Below are 16296 nucleotides of genomic sequence, written 5' to 3'. Positions count from 1 at the left end.
ACCGGCTGCCCGTGGCACTGGACGAAGCGGTGGCCCGCCTGGAGGCGAGCGCGTGGCCGGAGGTGGCCGGTTCGTGGAGTCGGCTCACCCCGTCGGGTTTCCCCATCGAGGTGACCGTACTGCCCGACCGGACGTGGCAGTGGGCCGCCGAGGTGGCCGGGCCGGAACTACCGGAACCGGCCCGGCTCGACCTGGCACTGCGCCTGCTCGAGGGGACCGGGTCCCCGCTCCCCTCCGCCACCCGGCAGGCGCTGGTCTCCCACCAGGCCGGGCAGGACCTGCGGTTCGGCGCCTGGATCGCGGGGCGCGGCGAGCGCCTCAAGGTGTACGCGGAACTCACCGCCGAGCGCGCGGCTCCCGATGCTGCCGTCCCCCAAGGCGGCCGGGCCTCCCCTGGGCCGTCCGGCAGGTCACCGGCCGCGACCGCCAACCGCCCCGGCGTTCATCCGTCGGCGCTGCCGCCCGGCCTGCCCCTGCCGGAGCGCGTGGTGTCCGGGCTGGCACGACTGCCGTACGGCACGATCCCCCGGTTGCTCGGCGTGGAGCCGGCCAGGAAGCGGACCGAGCTGTATGTCCGGCTGCCTGCCTCGGGACTCGACGACCTGCTCCCCTTCCTCCGCTCGACCGGCCACCTCAAGGCACCGCGCGGGCTGGAGGAGGGCCTGCCCGACGGAGTGCGCCGCCTGTCGGGCCGCCGTCTCGGCCTCAGCATCGCCTGGGCCGCTGACGGCCCGCTGGAACTGGCGCTGTTCGTGACCGCCCGCACTCTGTTCCCCGGCCACCCTCGGGGGCTGCTGGGCCTGGCCCCGTATCTCACCGGCCTGTCCGCCCGCCCCTGCCTAGTCACCCTGGTCCTCGACCCGGCGGGGCGGACGGTGTCGACGCGCACGAGTGTCTGCCCGTGGCCTGTCAGGCCCGGGCCGCCTCCGGTGAAGCTCGCAGAGGGGCTGGGATAGGTGACGCGACCTGGTGCGCGGACCGCTCCCAAAGGTGGAGCCGCTATCCCCGGGCTGCACTCTGCTGTGGCGGCGGCACCTCCGCCTCACTGCGCAGGAACCAACAGCTCCGTGCCCGCCCCGGCCCGCGAGCGCATCCGGCTCGAAGGCTGCCCTGGCAGGCACGCAACCGGAGGCGCCCAGGCCCCGCCACCTCTTGCCTGCGGCATCGCTTCCAGTCTCTCGCGCCCGCAGTTCGCAACTTTCCGAGGACACGCACTGCTCGGGCAGCGAAGAGGCCACCGATCAGTGCCCCAGCACCCCGTAGGGGACATCAGCCGGGCGCGGCCTTCCACAAACCCGGCAGCCCCGAGGCCGAAGCCTGGGCCGCCGGCCATCTGACCGCGATCCTCGCCGGTCACGCCGCTCGCACCACCTACGAGATGGTCATGCACGCCAAAAAGAAGGCTGTCGGCGGCCCGGCGCGAGGCCGTCGATGCCTGCCACCGCTACCTCACAGGCCACCTCGGCCAGCTTCGCTACGACACCGCCCTCAAAACGGGTGGCCAATCGCCACTGGTGCAGTGGAAGGAGCATGCCGCCACCTGATCGGCGACCGCCTCGACATCACCGGCGCCCGCTGGGGACTCCACGGCGCCGAGGCCCTCCTCCAGCTCCGGGCTATGGCTGCGGACGGAGACCTCGACGCCTACTGGCGTTTCCACACAGCCCGCGAGCACCGCGCCCGTTTCGAGGACGCGGAGCGCGGCGCCGCGGCGGCCCGTCAGGCCCTCGATGCCGCTGCCCGCCTCGACTCCGCCCTCGTCGTCTCCCGGCTCAACACCCTGCTGCGGGCCGCCCGTACGGGAGCGCCGATATCAACGATGTACGCGTCCGGGTGCGGGATCTGGTGTCTGCCCCATCCGGTCGCGATCGCGGCCGGATGGGGCGGCAGACTCAGGGGCGAACGTAGGAGGGGGCCGCGGTTAGTAGCTGTCTTTGAACTCTGGCCGTGAGGTGCGTACGGCTGGATGATCGGTTGCGTGGGGGCTGGCGGGGCGGCTCGGCGTTACTGCCGGGAGTGCGGTGATCCGCTGCCGGTGACGATGGCGGCGGCCGCGGTGTTCTGCTCAGGTCGGTGCAGGTCACGGCGGTGGCGGCGGCTGCGGCGGACCCGTTGGCGGGTGGCTGCCATGCAGCGTGGTGAGCAGGCGGAGTGTCCGGTGTGCGGCCGGTCGTGGACGGTGGGAGTGGAGCGGGCGAAGTCGGCGGTGTACTGCTCAGACCGGTGCCGGGTGCGGGCTTGCCGTCAGCGGCAGGCGTCACGCAAGAGCGTTACGGAAACGCCGTAGGCGAACGCCTCACCCTTCCCTTCAACACCCCTTGATTTGCAGGAGAGTTGAACCACCGGCACGGGTGCTTCCAGTGCTCCCGGCTCGCGCTCTGCCTGCGCCGGGCGGGCTCGCGCGAGTGTGGACGGTGACCGGGGTCGGTGCCCCCTTTGACCGGTCATGTCCTGGGTGACCGGGCCGGGCCCCGCGAAGGCGGTGGTCGTGATGACCGAGGTGAAGGACCGGGTTGGAAACGTCACCCGGCAGCGTTACGAGCAGCTCGTCTCACAGGCGAAGGAGCTGATCGCTCAGGTCACCCGCGCGCAGTTCGCCCTGGGCGACATGGCACTGGAGATCGAGCCGATGCGCCCGGTGGGCGGGTCGATGCCGAAGGGCACGGACGACTTGTTCACCGTGGCGGAGTCGTTACAGATCTTCGCGGACGACATCGGCGTCGAGCGGCGCACGGTGGAGGACTGGCGCTACACCGCCAACCGGTGGCCCAAGGACAAGCGCAAAGAGGGGGTGTCGTTCACCGTTCACCGCATCCTGGCCTCGGTCGAGGACGAGAAGGAGCGGTGGGCGGCGATCGAGGACGCGCCGTTCAACCCGCGCACGGGGGCTCGGCAGTGGACGCCGGACGGCGCCAAGCGGGTGGTCGGCCAGCGCGTCGACCGGCCGGTGACGGTGGACGAGAAGGTCGCGGCCGTCGCGGACCTGACCCGCGACGACGAGGTCGCCGCCCAGGTCGCCACCGACCTGCTGAAGCGGCCGGCGGTGACCGAGCACGTCACCCCCGCCGACCGCATGCGAGTGGTCACCGAGCTGACCCGGGACGAGACGACTGCCCAGGAAGTCACCCGTGACCTGCTGCGTCGCCCCACCGTGGCCCGCTCCACGATGCGTGACGACACGACCCGGATGCTGGTGAACCGGGCCCAGTTCGACAACTCCGCCGAGACCCGCGAGAAGATCCGCGACCGTGTCCCGGCCGTCCGCAAGATCGAGCACACCATGGAGTACGTCGATCTGGTCGGCTCCTGCCACGGCTTCGTGGCCACCCTGGGGCGGCTGGTCCCGAGGATGCGCGGCCAGCAGTTCACCGACGACGAACGCGAGACCGTGAGGCGGCAGCTGGCCCGGGTCCGCGCCGCGGCCGACTAGCTCGAAGGGGCACTCGATCACGGCGAGTTCACCCTGGACGAGCAGCTGACGCAGCTCCTGAAGGGCGAGTAGGCCATGGTGCGGCGCCCGAAGAAGACGACGCGGCCGCGCGGCGCCCAGCCGCTGTCCGAGCACTACGGCGACCTGGTCCGCGTCGCGCTGATGGAAGCCAGACCCGCGGGCCTGCACACCTACCAGCTCATGTCCGCCACCCGCCTCACCCGCTCCCAGGTCTCCCGGGGCATCCGGCACCTGCGCGACGTCGGCGCGGCCGAGCACCTCACCCCGATCATCTGGCGGCGCAAGGACGGCTACATGTTCTCCGACGACCCCGCGGACTGGATCGAGTACGAGAAAAAGCAGCTGGCCCAGATCCTGGGCCGACTGGCCCGGATGATCACGGGCACGCTCGCACCGCATCTGGCCCGCTACCCCGATGACGAGTGGGCCCAGCTGGTCACCGACCAGCTCACCGGAGTGCGCTCCACCCTCGCCCAGCTCTCGAAGTAACCCTTCGCGTCCCGACGAGATCCGTCATGCCGAGCACTGGCCGCCACCGGCACCGCCGCTATCCCTCCGACACCACGATCGCCGAGTGGGCCCTTCTCGAACCACTGCTGCCCACCCCGGCCTGCCAGACCAAGACCGGCGGGCACCCCGAGAAGTGGCCTCGGCGCCAGATCGTGGACGCGATCCGCTACATCGTCGACAACGGAACGAAGTGGCGGGCTCTGCCTGCGGATTTCCCTCCCTGGCAGACGATCTATGGCTTCTTCTGGAGGTGGACCGGGCTGGCGTGGTCACCTTCATCCGCGACCAGCTGCGACGGCGAATCCGCACCGGCACCGGCCGCTGCCCGTTCCCGGTGACGCTGATCGTCGACTCTCAGTCGGTCAAGGCCGCCTCCACCGTCGGCAAGGACAGCCGCGGCTACGACCCGGGCAAGAAAATCAACGGCCGCAAGAGACACCTCGTGGTCGACACCCTCGGCCTGCCCGTGATGATCACGGTGACGGCCGGAGACGTCCGCGACGAGATCATCGCCCGCGACCTGCTCTGGCGCCTGCGGCTCACCCACCCACAGACCACCCAGATCTGGGCCGACTCCGCCTACGCCCGCGACCTGCTGCCCGCCTGGACCGCAGGCCACCTCTGGATAACCCTGCGGCCCGTGCCGCGGCCCAAGGGCACTCGTGGTTTCGTCGTCCTGCCCCGGCGCTGGAAGGTCGAGCGCTCCCTCGGCTGGATCATGAACGCCCGCCGCAACGCGCGGGACTACGAACGCCTTCCGCAACATGCCGAAGCCCACCTGAACTGGGCGTTCATCACACTCATGACCCGGCGCCTGACCCGCAGCGGGCCCCGTACCGACTGGACGAAGAACCCCCGATGACCCCGGCACCTGGTGCACGGAAAGGGCCACGGCTACCGGGGGCTGGAGCACGGCCCTTACGGCCTGACAGGTCAGCCCTGGCCGCTCGCCATGCACTTCTGCACGGCCTTGCTTGCCTCTGCGTGCCGCGCCTTCGCCGCCAGCTCGGCCTGGTCCGCCTTCGCTGAGGCCGCGGCCGTCGCGTCCGCATCCTTCGCACGGGATGCGCCGAGAGCGTCCTCTGCGGCCTTCTCCGCCGCACCGGCGTCCTTATGGGCCGCCGACCAGGGCGGGCTGACGGGGTAGGCCAATTCGGCAGCTTCGGAAGCCGCAGCCGCGGTCTCCTTGTTGTCGAGGTTGGCGGCCGCCATTTCTGCCCTGTCGGCGGCCGCTTTCACCGCGTCCTTGTCTGACTGGGGAACGTCGGAGAGGGTCGCCACGCTGTCGGCTACCGCCCGCGCTGCCCGGGCGGCCTCCAGCAACGTGGCACGGTCCCGTGCCGCGAGCTCCTTCTCTTCCCGGGCAGCGTCAGCCTTGGCCGTGGCCTGTTCCAGTGCCTTGGCGGCGTCTTGCTCGGCCTTGATCTCCGTGGCGCACCCCGCAGGATCCCGCAGTGCGGCGGAAGCAGTTGCCGCGGGCGCCGCCAGGGCCAGCAGGCTGACCCCCACCACGACGGCACGGTTCAAAGTTCGGATACGCATGCGCACTCCTTACACAGGGAGAAGACCAGTTCAGGTCTTCTCCCCGTCAACGCCCCGAAAGTGATCTTGGCACGCTCGATTACGCCAGACGGGTGATCGCGAGAAGGAGCGAACCCCGCCCGGGGCCCCGTCACCTTTCACCCCGGGTTCAAAAACACGCTCTTAGGCGGCGGAGTCGTCGGGCGCCTCTCCCCCCCGGCCCTGAACCAGCTCGCGCACACCAGCCCTACCCCGCCACCAGGTCCTGGCTGGGCCGTCAACGATCGAGTGCGGCGACGGACCAGGCAGTAGCGTCGCTCCATGGAACACCCGCGCGGCAGCACGGCCGGGCGCCGGATTACCGCTATGCCCCTTGCCTTCGGCAGGATGGGCGTCATGACTGAGATCCGCACCCCCCGCCTCCTCCTGCGTCGCTGGCAGGACGACGACCTCGCGCCGATGGCGGACATCAACGCGGACCCGCGGGTCATGCGCTGGGTCGACGACGGCTCGGTGCGCGGTCTGGATCACACCGCGGAGGCGATCGAGCGGTGGGAGGAGGAGTGGGACGAGGAGGGCTTCGGGCTCTTCGCCGTCGAGCTGCTGGCCTCGGGTGAACTGGCGGGCTTCACGGGCCTGTCCGTGCCGGAGTTCCTGCCGGAGGCAGGGCCCGCCGTGGCCATCAGCTGGCGGCTCGGCTCACCGTACTGGGGCCAGGGATACGCCTCCGAAGCCGCCCACGCCACGCTGGAGTTCGCGCTCCAGGACCGCGGCCTCGACCGCGTCATCAGTATCAACCGAGTGGGTGATGACGCCTCCGAGAACGTCATCCGCAAGCTCGGCATGGTGCCCGAGCGGGAGACGACGCACCCGCAGTACGGCTACCCCCTGCACGTGCACACCATCGATCTCACCGAGTTCCAGGCATGAACGCACGGGCGGGCGGCGTGTAGCCGAGCGCCGTGAACAGCGGGCGCAGCCCCGCGAAGTGGGCCTCGGGCAGCGCGTCGAACAGCGTCCGTGCCTCCTGCCAGGTGCGTAGGGAGTCCGCGGCCTCGCCCTGGGCGTGCTGTGCGGCTGCCAGGCAGGCCAGGATCGTGGCGCGGCGGCCCGGATAGCCGACGCCGCTGCTGATCCGCAGCGCCCGCCGGTGGTAGGCGATCGCACGTTCCAGGTCGCCGAGCGCGTGCCGTACGACGCCGAGCGCGGACACCGAGAAGCTGACCATCCCGTCGTTGCCGAGCGAGCGGTGGACGGCCATGGCCCTGCGCAGCGGGTCGCGCGCCTGGGTGAAGCGGCCCGTCCGCAGGTGGGCGGTGGCGATGTTGGTCTCGAACACCGAGACCGCCCACGGGTCTCCCGGAGGAGGCAGGTCGCGCAGCACGGCCAGTGCCTCCTCCAAGTAGTGCACCGCGCGGACGTCGTCGCCCGTGTATCCGTGGTGCGCGCCCAGGTTGCCCAGGACGTGCGCCTCGCCGATCCGGTCGCCCGTGCGGCGCATCAGCTGGAGGGCCTCGGTGAGGCAGGGCAGAGCGGAGGCCGGGTCGCTCTGGCCGTCGTAGACGGAGCCGAGGTTGTTGAGGGACAGCGCCTGTGCGTGCGGATCGTCGAGGCGGCGCGCCGCGTCGACCGCGACGTGAGCGGCCTCGATCTGGTCCTCGCGTACGGGGTTGCCGCGCAGGTAGCTCCACAGGAGCGCGGGCAGCTGCCAGGCGGTCTCGTCGTGTCTGTGCGTATATGCGTCGTGGATCGTGGCCAGGAGGTTCGCGCGCTGCGCTGCGCACCACTGGATGGCCTCGTCCTGTGTGGTGAGGGGGGTGAGCGTCAGCCACTCGGGCGCAGGGGGCAGTCGGACGTTACGTCGGTGGGGCGCGAGGATCTGGTCGGCGGCATCCGCGTGGTGCAGGCACCAGGTGTACCAGCGGGAGCGCGCCGCGCGCCGCGCCGCCGGTGTCTCGTCCAGCGCCGCGCGTTCGGCGGCGTAGATGCGCAGCAGGTCGTGGAGGCGGTAGAGGCCGGGGCCGCGTTCTTCCACGAGGTGGGCGCGCGCCAGCCGGTCCAGCAGGGGCCGGGCGGGGGTGCCGGAGCCGTCCAGGGCGGCGGCCGCCGCGAGGGTGATGTCGGGTCCTGGGAACAGTCCGAGGCGGCGGAACAGCCGCTGGGGCGCGGGTTCCAGGGCGTCGTAGGAGTGGGTGAACGCCGCCCGCACTCCCGTAGGGCTGTCGCCGTCGATCCGCAGGGCGCCCAACCGGTCGTCCGAGGCGGCCAGTTCGGCGGCGAACTGGGCGATCGAGGCGTGCGGCTGGTCGCGCAGCCGTGCCGCCGCGATGCCGAGCGCGAGCGGCAGGCCGCCGCAGGCCGTGAGCAGTGCGTCCGCGGCCTGTGGGGGTTCGGCCGCGAGGCGCTGGGGCCCCAGCATCCTGGTGAGCAGGGCTCTGCCGTCGTAAGGGGTGAACCCGGCAAGGTCCAGGCGCCGGGCGCCGTCGCGGGCGGTGAGGCCGGTGAGTCGTTCCCTGCTGGTGACGAGTACGGCGCAGCTGGCGTTGCCCGGCAGCAGTGGCCTGACCTGCTGGGCGTCGCGTGCGTCGTCCAGGACGATCAGCATGCGCCGGTCGGTCAGCAGGGTGCGGTAGAGCGCCGCCGCTTCGTCTGGGTCGGTGGGTATGCGCCGGGTGTCTTCGCCCAGGGCCCGCAGGAAGGCGGCGAGGACCGCGCCCGGGTGCCGGGGGCCGCCGGGGGCGTGGCCGCGCAGGTCGGCGTAGAGCTGGCCGTCGGGGTAGTGGTGGCGGTGGCGGTGGGCCCAGTGCAGCGCCAGCGTGGATTTTCCTGTGCCGGGCACTCCGGAGACGATGGTGACAGCCGTGCTCTGTCGTGATGCGGCGGCGGTGAGGGGAGCCGGTGCGGGTCCCAGGCGGCGCAGTTCATCGCAGCGGCCGACGAACGTGGGGAGGTCGCCGGGGAGCTGGGCGGGGGCGGGCCGGGAGTCGCGGGCCGGGAGGGGGGTGTGCCGGTCGGCGCCCGGGCGCAGCAGCGTGTCGCGCAGTGCCCGCAGCTTGGGGCCGGGGTCGAGGCCCGTCTCGTCGGCGAGCCGGGCCGCGTGCCTGCGGTAGACGTCCAGGCCGTCGCTGTGGCGTCCGTCCCGGTGCAGGGCCGTCATCAGGTGCCGTACGAGCCCTTCGCGCAGCGGGAACTCGGCGACGAGAAGGGACAGTTCGGGGATCACCGCGAGATGGCGGTGCAGGGAGAGCTCCAGCGCGAAGCTGTGTTCGAGCGCGCAGAGCCGCTGTTCTTCCAGGGCCGTGGCGGCGGCTCTGAGGGGCCAGCTGGGCAGCCCGTCGAGTGCGGGTCCGCGCCACAGGGCGAGCACGCCGCGCAGGCCGGTCACCGCGGCGGCCGGGTCCCCGGCGGCCTCGGCGGCGCGCGCGGCGGCCACCCCGTGGGTGAACACATGGGCGTCGACGGCGGATTCGGGCACGGCGAGACGGTAGCCGGGCCCGTCGCTGACGATGAGCGGCGCGGGAGGTTGTTCATCGGCCGCCTGCGGCCGGGCCGGGCGCGCCTCGGTGAGGCGGCGGCGGAGCAGTCCGGCCATGTTGCGGACCTGACGCTCGGCGGTCGCCGGGGGGTCCTCGTCCCACACCGCGTCGACCAGCCGTGCCAGCGGCACGGCACCGTTCGGGCGCAGTGCCAGCGCGGCGAGCAGACCGCGCTGGCGCACTCCGCCGAGTTCGACGCGCTCGCCGTCCACGTGGACCTCCAACGGTCCCAGCAGCCTGAACTCCACACGACCTCCGTTGGTGCGGGCGCGGACCGTGGACGGCGATGTGGGGCGGCCGGGGTCCGGCCGCCCTCAAGAAGATCATCCTGAACGGGCCGGGCCGCGCGGTCCAGGGGCATTCGCGCCAGTCGTGCGGGAAGAGGGCGCGGTGACGGGGCGGAGCGCGATGCCGATGGGCGCCCCCCTCGTGACCGTGCCGTGAAGAAATCGTGTCGTGTCCCGGCAGGCTCAGCTCCGTTCCCCGGCCCGCACTCCCCCCCTCCCCGTACTCCCCCGTACTGCCCGTGCTCCGGGCTTTTGCGTGCACCTCAAGGAGAGAACCGTGAAACGCATCCTCATCAGCAGACGCCGCACCGTTCCCGCCGCCTTCGCCGCCGCGGTGGCGGTGGTCGGCGCACTGGCCGTGGCACCGGCGCACGCCGCACCCCCGCCGCCCCCCACGGGCAAGTGCAACCCGGCCGTCGACACGATGTACTACGACGTCACGACCAAGGTCACCCCGGTGATCACCGACTTCCAGGCGATCACGATCGCCGAGGGCAGCACCGCGCAAAAGACCGTGACCCTCAGGCAGGAAGCCTCAGTGACCACCACTGTCGACGAGCGGACGGAGATCACCGCATCGGCCTCCCCCCTGTTCGCCAAGGTCGAGTCCAAGGTCGGCTTCTCCGTGTCCAAGACCACCTCGACGACGAAGACCCATGAGATCACCGATACCTGGAACTTCAACCGCGTGGGGCAGTACGGCCTCTACCGGGGCACCCGCAAGGTCGAGGGCGAGTACGTGAAGTACGTGTGCGCCCAGACCGGGCCGACCACCGGCGTATGGGTCAACGCCATCCGCGACGCGGCCTACGGCACCTTCACCACCTTCGAGGCCCCTGAGATCGGCACCGTTGTGCGCAACTGCGCCGCCCTGGAGCCCCTTGGCACCGTGCGCCGCGCCGCACAGGACCGGCTGGGCAAGTGCTGAACCGCGCACCGGGCACGCCGGGCCGACGACGAGGCACGCCGTCGCCCCCGTACCGCCGCCCTCTCCGTTTGACCGCGACCCACAGCACACAGACCAAGGAGAGCCGAGTGAGCCACGTGTTCCGACGCGCACCGCGCACCACCCGCCGACGGCTTCGCTACGCCCTGGGCACCGCGGCGGCGGCGCTCGTGGCGCTGCTGCCCACCACCTCCCCCGCGTCCGCCGCGTCCGGCACCAACTGGGACGGGTGGATCTGCGAGCCCGGCTACTACCGCATCAACACGCCGGGGGGAATGGCCCTGGACATCTCCCAGGGGCCCGACAACCCCGGGGCCATCGTCCAGCACCCGTACTGGGGAGGGCACAACCAGCAGTGGCGGGCCTGCAGATGGCCGAGCCCGACACAGAGTACGGACTGGGTGTTCCGATCGCGGCTCAACGACCAGTGCATCACGATGGTCGGCTACAAGCCCGACGACGGCCAGGCGTTCCAGCAGGGCGACTGCGGCGACTACATCGGCACCCACCAGAAGTTCTGGCTCGACCACCACCCCGCAGGCGGCCCCTTCGCGATGCAGGTCCTGCACTCGGGGGCCTGGGTGTCGATCCAGAAGGACAAGTTCGCCCAAGAACGCGCGCTGCTGGTGCAGTACTCCGACAAGGCGATGATGTTCTCCCTGCAAGGAGCCTGAACGGGCGGGCCCCCGGGGCCGCGGAGGCCTCAGCCGGGCCGCCGGCTGCGCCTACGACTCGTAGTGGTTTGTGAAGGCAGTGCTGGTGACGGTGCCGGTGGCGTGGCCGTGCGGCACCGGCGCCGCGCTCCGTGCCCCCGCGGCCTGCGCGGATCTTCGTGAGACCGGCGGGGCCTCAGGCTCCCGCTCTGCCGGGGCTGGGGGCTGGGGTCTGTCGGCCCGGGCCCGGCAGGCGGGCTCCTTGGTGTTGTGCGTGTGCGCGGTCTGGGGGCGGGGCGGCTTGTGGGAGCCAGGCGGGTGCCCACCAGTTGGCGCGGCCCGCGAGGGTGAGGAAGGCCGGGACCAGGATTCCCCTCACCACGGTGGCGTCGAGGAGTACGGCGACGGCGAGGCCGGTGCCGAGGAGTTTGAGGACGGTCAGTGCGGAGGTGGCGAGCACGCCGGTGACCAGGGCGACGGCGAGGGCCGCTGTGGTGACGAGCCGTCCGGTGCGGGCCACGCCCTCGACCACGGCGTCGCGGTTGGTGAGGCCGCGCAGCCACTGCTCGCGTACGCGGGAGAGCAGGAAGATCTCGTAGTCGATGGCGAGTCCGAAGGCGACGGCGGCCATGAGCAGGGGCAGGGTCAGGTCCAGGGCGCCGGTGACGGCGAACTCGCCGAGCGCGCCTTGCAGGTGGCCGTCCTGGAAGATGTGTACGACCAGGCCGAAGCTCGCCGTCAGGCTCAGCGCGCCCACGAGCAGTGCTTTGCAGGGCAGCAGCACGCTGCGGGTCAGCAGGAAGAGCATCGCCCACGTGGTGATGGCCAGCGTGGCACCGGCCAGGGGCAGCCGCTGGGCCACGGCCGTCTTGGTGTCGGCGAGCATCGCCGCGCGGCCCGCCACCTGGGCGCCCTCGGGGGGTAGTGAGCGGAGGTCGGCCACGAGTCGCTGGGCGGTGGCCGATGAGGGGTCGGCCGTATGGACGACGGTCAGTACCGGGCCGAGTCCGGGCAGGGTCGCGGGGCGGACGGCGGCGACGTGGTCCAGGGCGGCCGCCCGCTGCCGGTAGGCCGTGGCGTGTGCCGCCTTGGGCAGGACCACGGTGAGGGTGCGCTCGGCGGGCGCGGTGAAGCTGTCGCGGATCGTTTGGCCCGTGGCGTGGGCCTCGGTGCTCGCCGGCAGTGTCCGCTCGTCGATGAGCCCGAACCGGACGTGTGCGAACGGCATCGCGCACAGCAGCAGGGCCACGGTGCAGCCGATTCCGTACCGGGCGGGGTGTTGGGTGACCACCTTCGCGGCGCGCCGCCACAGCGGGCTGTCGGGGCGTCCGGTGCGGCCGATGCGGTGGCCGAGCAGGAGCAGCAGTGGGGGGACGACGGCCAGGGCGGCGGCCGCGGCCAGGAGTGCCACGGCCATGCCCGCGCAGGCCATGGAGCGCAGGAACGGCAGCGGCAGCACGAGCAGTGCCGCCATCGCGAGGGCGACGGTGCAGGCCGAGAGGGCCACGGTGGGTGCGGTGGCGCGTACGGTGCGGGCCACGGCGTCGGGCACGGTGCGGCTGTGGTGCAGCTCCTCGCGGAAGCGGGTGATGAGGAAGAGGCCGTAGTCCACGGCGAGGCCGAAGCCGAGTGCCGTGGTGAGGTTCATCGCGAACACCGACACCGGCATGGCGTAGGTCAGTGCCCGCAGGAGCGCGGTGGTGGCGGCGACCGCGAGGGCGCCGATCACGACGGGTACCAGGGCGGCGAGCAGGGAGCGCAGCGCGATCGCGAGGAGCAGCAGGGTCAGGGGTGCTGCGATGAGTTCGGCGGTGAGGAGGTCGTGTGCGCTTGCCTGTGCGGCCTGCACGCTCACCCAGGAGCCGCCGGTGGCGGAGACGTCCAGGGGGCCGTGGCGGCCTGTCAGCTGGGGGACCAGGTGGCGGGCGGTGGCGGTCGCGTCGCGGTCGTCGCCCGCGAGGTCGGCGGTGATCAGGGCGGCTCGTGTGTCGTGGGAGCGCAGCAGGGGGTCGGGGGTGACCCAGTAGGAGCGTGTCGAGGCCACTCCGTGGGCCGTGGCCAGCTTCCGGGTGAGGGCCAGGCCTGCCCGCCGGGCGGCGGGCGTGTCCAGTGCGGTGGAGGAGCGGGCCAGCAGTACCAGGTCCGGTGGGGCCGCGCCGGCGCGGGCCAGGAGGGCGGCGGTGCGGTCTGCTTCGGTGTTCTTGGCGGTGTAGCCGCCGTTGGCGAGCCGTTCGTGGGTGCCGGTGCCCGCGGCTGCGCAGAGGGCGGCGACCAGGGCGGCGAGCAGCAGCACGAGTCGGGGGCGGGTGTGCTGCAGGCGCGGGCGGGCGGTGGGGTGGGTCATGCGGCGCGGAAGAAGAGCACCGCGTTCTGGCCGCCGAATCCGAAGGCGTTGCTGAGGGCGCCCGTCATCCGGTGGGTCCGGGGTGTTTTGGTGACGACGTCGATGGCCAGGTCCTCGTCGGGCTGGTGGAGGTTGGCGGTGGGCGGGATGAGCTGCCGCTCCAGACAGAGCACGGTCAGGGCGGCGTCGACTGCTCCGGCGGCGCCCAGGGTGTGGCCGATGGCGCCCTTGGCGGAGGTCACCGGGGGTGTGGCCGACGGGAAGAGGGTGGCGAGGAGGTGTGCCTCGATGCGGTCGCCCTGCGGGGTCGAGGTGCCGTGGGCGTTGATGTGGTGGACGTCTGCCGGTTCGGCGCCGGCGTCGGTGAGGGCGGCTTGGATGGCCCGTCGTGCGCCGTCGCCGTCGGGACGGGGGCTGGTGGCGTGGAAGCCGTCGGCGGAGGCCCCGTAGCCGGCGAGGTAGCCGCGGACGCGGGCGCCGCGGGCACGGGCGTGCTCGGGGCGCTCCAGGACGACGATGCCGGCGCCCTCGCTGAGGACGAAGCCGTCCCGGCCGGTGTCGAAGGGGCGGGAGGCGGTGGCTGGATCGTCGCGGCGCTGGGAGAGGGCGCCGAGCCGGTAGAAGGCGGCCGAGCCCATCGGGACCCGGGCGCAGTCGGTGCCGCCCGCGATGGCGATGTCGCAGGATCCGGCGCGCAGCAGGTCGCGGGCGATGCCGAGCGCGGTGGCGCCGGAGGCGCATGCCGTGGAGGTGGTGAGGCAGGGCCCGGTGGCGTGCAGGTCCATGGAGACCTCGCCGGCGACCATGTTGGGCAGGGAGCGGGGCAGGGTGAGGGGGGAGATGGCGTTGACGTGGCCCTCGGCGAGGTGGTGGTAGGCGTCCGCCCAGGTGTCGCCTCCGGCGGCGGCCACGCCGAGGACGATGGCGACCCGTGTCCCGTCCCAGGCCTGGGGGTCCAGTGCCGCGTCTGCGACTGCCTGGCGGGCCGCGACCATGGCGAGCTGGGTGAACCGGTCGATGCGCCAGGTCAGGCGCGGGCCGAGCAGGGCGGCGGCGTCGAAGTCGGGCACCCGGCAGGAGAAGTCGACGGGGAGGTTGGTGAGGACCTCGTCGCGCGCGGCGAGGCCGCTGCCCGCGCAGACGCCCCTCCAGGTTTCCTCGACGCCCACCCCTGCGGGGGTGACGAGGCCGAGCCCGGTGACGGCCATGTCCCGTGCTGTCACCGGACGGCCTTGTGCGGCAACGGTGCTGCTCCCGCCGCGGCGACGGCCGCGGTCAGGTGCTCGGCCGCCTCGGCGAGCGTGATGTCCGCGCGGTCCTCGGGCAGGCTCACGCCGAGGGTGTCGGTGAGGAGCATGCCCAGCTCAAGGCGGGCGAGTGAGTCGAACTCCAGTGCCTCAAGGGTGGCGTCGGGGCGGATCTGGTCCTTGGGTACGCCGAAGTGCTCAGTGAGCAGACGGGTCATCACGTCGTAGACGGGCTCCATCGTTGTTCTCCTTCGCGTGGGTGGGGGCAGGGGGGTGAGGTAGGCCGGTGGCCGCCAGGCGTGCACGGGGCCCTGCGCGCGCCCGCCGTGCGGAACGAGCGGTGAGAACAAGTCCGGGAGCGCGCGGGTCCGGCAGCGGCAGCGGCTGTGGTGGGTGGGGGCTGCCGTCGTGTGCGGTGTTTCGTTCCGTCAGACCGCCGACCGTCGCAGAGGCGCTCGTCCGCCGTGGGCTTCCTCGGGCGTTCCGCTCGGGTCGCGGTCGCCTTTGCCCGGGGCAGCGGGCCGGGGGCGGGTGAGGGGTGATCTGGTGGGCGGGTCCTGGCGCAAGGCCGGGCGGGCGTACGCCGGTGCGGGGGCGGCACGGCTCACGGCGGCGATCGGCGGACACCGTAAACGCCGCGCGGCAGATATGGGGGAACCGGATGGGCGGCAAAGCATGTTGTTTTCCCATCACTTCATGTCGAAACCGGATTCCTCGCACAGTTTGACCATGACGGGAGCGAAAGTGGCGCTACCGGCGCGCGGATTCCTCCATTGAGAGGACACACGAAAGGCACCAGAAACCACAGAATCGAAACCCGGGGCCCCGTGATGTGCTGCGGGCTGCGTGACGGGGTGGTTTCTCTGGTGCGCGGCGGCTGTCGGATGGTGTCGCTTGTGAACTCCTCGGCGTCTTGGGCGAGATGGCGCCGCATGGTCCCCGGCAGATGGAGTCGGGTAGCCGGGTGACGCCCGGCCGCGACGAGGCCGAAGCCCGGCTGACCGCCCAGCGCACCGCAACCGCCGACCGCTACACCCGCGCGGCCTGGCCCCCGGGGCGCGGCGGCTGGCCGGAGCGGGCGAGATCGCGGGCTGGGGCCCGCGCTGGGCCGGTCGTCTTCTAGGGTCGGTTCCATGATGATCGATACGGGGGCCACCGGCCTGCTCTTCGACGCCCTGCGGGCGGACGCTCTCACCAGCCCGGATCAGCTGGCCGAGCTGTACTCGCAGCCGAATCCGAACGCGCTGCGCAAGGAGATCGACCGCCTGACCGACCAGACCCGCGCGCTGATCGGCTGTTCTTCGCTGGTGTTCATAGGCAGCGCCGGCGCTGATGGCAGGGTGGACGTGACGCCGCGCGGCGGCCCGGCCGGGTTCGTCTCGGTGCTGGACGAGCGGACCCTGGTGATTCCCGACGCGACCGGCAACAAGCGGCTCGACACCATGCACAACGTGCTGGAGACCGGACGGGTCGGGCTGCTCTTCCTCATTCCCGGGCGCCCGACCACCCTGCGTGTCAACGGCCGCGCCTGCGTCTTAGCCCGCCCGGAGCTGCTCGCGCAGCTCACGCCCGTCGGCAAGCCGCCCGTCACCGCGCTGGTCGTGCACGTCGAAGAGGTCTACCCCCACTGCCCCAAGTCGCTGATGCGCGCCCATGCGTGGCAGCCGGAGAAGTGGGTGCCCGCCGACGCCCAGCCGGCCAGCGCCGAGGTGACGCTGGCCCAGCTGGACCTGCCGGGCCTGACCATCGAGCAGGTCGAGGAGGCCGAACGGGAGTCGCTGCGCCTGCGCTACGAGTGAGC

Annotated in this window: 12 protein-coding genes and 2 pseudogenes; 9 read left to right on the top strand and 5 right to left on the bottom strand. The window is 72.2% G+C overall.

What is annotated here, in order from left to right:
• The first annotated feature begins 11 nt into the window (after window positions 1-11).
• From ACIG3E_RS23160 to ACIG3E_RS23140, 5 genes and pseudogenes are all read left to right on the top strand, one after another.
• The gene (locus ACIG3E_RS23160) at window positions 12-956 is read left to right on the top strand and encodes a hypothetical protein (RefSeq protein ID WP_399619481.1); all 945 of its coding nucleotides are present in this window, start codon (window positions 12-14) and stop codon (window positions 954-956) included.
• A gap of 284 nt (window positions 957-1240) precedes the next feature.
• Window positions 1241-1678: pseudogene (locus ACIG3E_RS23155) on the top strand (ISKra4 family transposase); the annotation flags it as partial.
• Window positions 1679-2446: 768 nt separating this feature from the next.
• On the top strand, window positions 2447-3430 hold the full coding sequence (locus ACIG3E_RS23150) for a DUF6192 family protein (protein WP_399619478.1): 984 nt from the start codon (window positions 2447-2449) through the stop codon (window positions 3428-3430).
• A gap of 75 nt (window positions 3431-3505) precedes the next feature.
• Window positions 3506-3940, top strand: a complete 435-nt coding sequence (locus ACIG3E_RS23145) for a hypothetical protein (protein WP_399619475.1) — start codon at window positions 3506-3508, stop codon at window positions 3938-3940.
• A gap of 26 nt (window positions 3941-3966) precedes the next feature.
• Window positions 3967-4823: pseudogene (locus tag ACIG3E_RS23140) on the top strand (IS5 family transposase).
• Window positions 4824-4894: 71 nt separating this feature from the next.
• Here the strand turns inward: ACIG3E_RS23140 and ACIG3E_RS23135 are convergent.
• Window positions 4895-5503 (bottom strand): hypothetical protein, encoded by a 609-nt coding sequence (locus ACIG3E_RS23135; RefSeq protein ID WP_399619473.1) that lies wholly within the window; start codon window positions 5501-5503, stop codon window positions 4895-4897.
• 375 nt (window positions 5504-5878) lie between these two features.
• On the opposite strand from ACIG3E_RS23135, the gene ACIG3E_RS23130 reads away from it, so the two are divergent.
• Window positions 5879-6412 carry a GNAT family N-acetyltransferase gene (locus ACIG3E_RS23130; RefSeq protein ID WP_399619471.1) on the top strand — a complete coding sequence of 178 codons (534 nt, stop codon included), beginning with the start codon at window positions 5879-5881 and terminating at the stop codon, window positions 6410-6412.
• On the opposite strand, the gene ACIG3E_RS23125 is transcribed toward ACIG3E_RS23130, so the two are convergent.
• Complete coding sequence (locus tag ACIG3E_RS23125) at window positions 6393-9266, bottom strand: AfsR/SARP family transcriptional regulator (protein ID WP_399619468.1); 2874 nt, start codon at window positions 9264-9266, stop codon at window positions 6393-6395. The genes ACIG3E_RS23130 and ACIG3E_RS23125 overlap by 20 nt on opposite strands.
• A 316-nt stretch (window positions 9267-9582) precedes the next feature.
• Here ACIG3E_RS23125 and ACIG3E_RS23120 point away from each other — a divergent pair, with 316 nt between their 5' ends.
• Window positions 9583-10233, top strand: coding sequence for a hypothetical protein (locus ACIG3E_RS23120; protein ID WP_399619466.1), 651 nt, complete (start codon window positions 9583-9585; stop codon window positions 10231-10233).
• A gap of 107 nt (window positions 10234-10340) precedes the next feature.
• Window positions 10341-10925 (top strand): RICIN domain-containing protein, encoded by a 585-nt coding sequence (locus tag ACIG3E_RS23115; RefSeq protein WP_399619463.1) that lies wholly within the window; start codon window positions 10341-10343, stop codon window positions 10923-10925.
• Between the two features lie 175 nt (window positions 10926-11100).
• On the opposite strand, the gene ACIG3E_RS23110 is transcribed toward ACIG3E_RS23115, so the two are convergent.
• The 3 genes from ACIG3E_RS23110 to ACIG3E_RS23100 are packed head-to-tail and all read right to left on the bottom strand — an operon-like array spanning window position 11101 to window position 14734.
• Window positions 11101-13248, bottom strand: coding sequence for an MMPL family transporter (locus ACIG3E_RS23110; RefSeq protein WP_399619461.1), 2148 nt, complete (start codon window positions 13246-13248; stop codon window positions 11101-11103).
• The gene (locus tag ACIG3E_RS23105) at window positions 13245-14471 is read right to left on the bottom strand and encodes a beta-ketoacyl-[acyl-carrier-protein] synthase family protein (RefSeq protein ID WP_399619459.1); all 1227 of its coding nucleotides are present in this window, start codon (window positions 14469-14471) and stop codon (window positions 13245-13247) included. The genes ACIG3E_RS23110 and ACIG3E_RS23105 overlap by 4 nt, the downstream gene beginning before the upstream one ends.
• Window positions 14468-14734 carry an acyl carrier protein gene (locus ACIG3E_RS23100; RefSeq protein WP_399619457.1) on the bottom strand — a complete coding sequence of 89 codons (267 nt, stop codon included), beginning with the start codon at window positions 14732-14734 and terminating at the stop codon, window positions 14468-14470. The genes ACIG3E_RS23105 and ACIG3E_RS23100 overlap by 4 nt, the downstream gene beginning before the upstream one ends.
• 894 nt (window positions 14735-15628) lie before the next feature.
• Between ACIG3E_RS23100 and ACIG3E_RS23095 the strand changes: the two genes are divergently transcribed.
• Window positions 15629-16294, top strand: coding sequence for an MSMEG_1061 family FMN-dependent PPOX-type flavoprotein (locus tag ACIG3E_RS23095; protein ID WP_399619455.1), 666 nt, complete (start codon window positions 15629-15631; stop codon window positions 16292-16294).
• Window positions 16295-16296: the final 2 nt, after the last annotated feature.

Source organism: Streptomyces sp. NPDC053474 (genome assembly GCF_044544845.1).
GTDB lineage: Bacteria > Actinomycetota > Actinomycetes > Streptomycetales > Streptomycetaceae > Streptomyces.
Note: the sequence above shows the minus strand (reverse complement) of the source record. Positions and strands in the feature narration are given on the sequence as shown.

Excerpts from the sequence above, each read along its gene's own strand:
- ACIG3E_RS23150 (WP_399619478.1), top strand. The coding sequence starts at position 2,447 with ATGTCCTGGGTGACCGGGCCGGGCCCCGCGAAGGCGGTGGTCGTGATG.
- ACIG3E_RS23145 (WP_399619475.1), top strand. The coding sequence starts at position 3,506 with ATGGTGCGGCGCCCGAAGAAGACGACGCGGCCGCGCGGCGCCCAGCCG.
- ACIG3E_RS23135 (WP_399619473.1), bottom strand. The coding sequence starts at position 5,503 with ATGCGTATCCGAACTTTGAACCGTGCCGTCGTGGTGGGGGTCAGCCTG.
- ACIG3E_RS23130 (WP_399619471.1), top strand. The coding sequence starts at position 5,879 with ATGACTGAGATCCGCACCCCCCGCCTCCTCCTGCGTCGCTGGCAGGAC.
- ACIG3E_RS23110 (WP_399619461.1), bottom strand. The coding sequence starts at position 13,248 with ATGACCCACCCCACCGCCCGCCCGCGCCTGCAGCACACCCGCCCCCGA.
- ACIG3E_RS23100 (WP_399619457.1), bottom strand. The coding sequence starts at position 14,734 with ATGGAGCCCGTCTACGACGTGATGACCCGTCTGCTCACTGAGCACTTC.
- ACIG3E_RS23095 (WP_399619455.1), top strand. The coding sequence starts at position 15,629 with ATGATGATCGATACGGGGGCCACCGGCCTGCTCTTCGACGCCCTGCGG.